Below are 978 nucleotides of genomic sequence, written 5' to 3' on the forward strand. Positions count from 1 at the left end.
ATATAGTAGGTATATCTATACCTTATGCCCAGTTGGCCTTCTTAAAAATTGAAAATAATAATGCAGATATAGATGCTTTAAATAGTTTAAATCTTGCTTTGATGTATGCAGAAGTGGGAAGAGAATTACAATTAAAAGATTTTAAAATAAAACCTTTAGATAAAATGAATGTACATGATTTAAAGAAGTATTTTTCAGAATTTTCTGCACTACTTTTTTGGGCAATTCTATTAAATAATAAAAATTTAGCAAAGAAATTAGCTCGCCAAGTAGAGTTTTGCTTACAACAAAAATTTCTATTTGATTTTCCTTTAAGTTATGACTATTTTTCATTATGGGCTTATTACAAATGGATTAATGAAGAATTTACATTAGAATCAAAAATAGATGGAAAATTTAAAGATTTGATAAATAATTGGTCATTTGAATCAGTATTTTTAGAACCTTTACTCATAGATATAGCAAATTTACACTGCGAAGAGTTAATAGATAATGATTTACGTAAGTATCCTCCAAAATTTATTAGACCTCCGTTTACTTTATTGCCACTTGAAATTCATGTGATTAATAAATTAAGAGCATTGGATGAATTAGAGGAAATATCTTTAAATCATCCTTTAATGAACACTCATTCAGCAAAAATTAAAGACTTCGATGTGATAAGTGATGATTTGCTTGAAACGATCCAGATAAATTTTTTGTAGTTGAATAGACCAACGAAAGCATCCCAAAGGGGTACGCTTTTTTATTACACATTGCTTGAAAAGTATACAGAAACCTCGCTAAAACGAGTTGGAACGCTACAAACGCGAATGATACTTTAAGTTTCACTCTTCCCAATAAGTGAGGTGAGCAATGAAATTGTTAGCTTTGTTCAGTATGGGAGTTGCAGCAAGTTATTGGTATAAAACTATAAAAGATAGCAAGCTAACTCTTCTGAAACCTAATTTTGATGAAATAGTAAAAAACTTTGTATTA

At 28.7% G+C, this 978-nt stretch carries 2 protein-coding genes; both read left to right on the forward strand.

The features are described 5' to 3' along the window. Positions 1-704: hypothetical protein (locus NL42_RS19205; protein ID WP_461313964.1), on the forward strand; the 704-nt coding region annotated here is incomplete at its 5' end. Between the two features lie 151 nt (positions 705-855). Then, positions 856-978: hypothetical protein (locus NL42_RS19210; RefSeq protein ID WP_461313965.1), on the forward strand; the 123-nt coding region annotated here is incomplete at its 3' end.

The sequence above is a fragment of the Acinetobacter sp. GN11 genome (genome assembly GCF_054823985.1).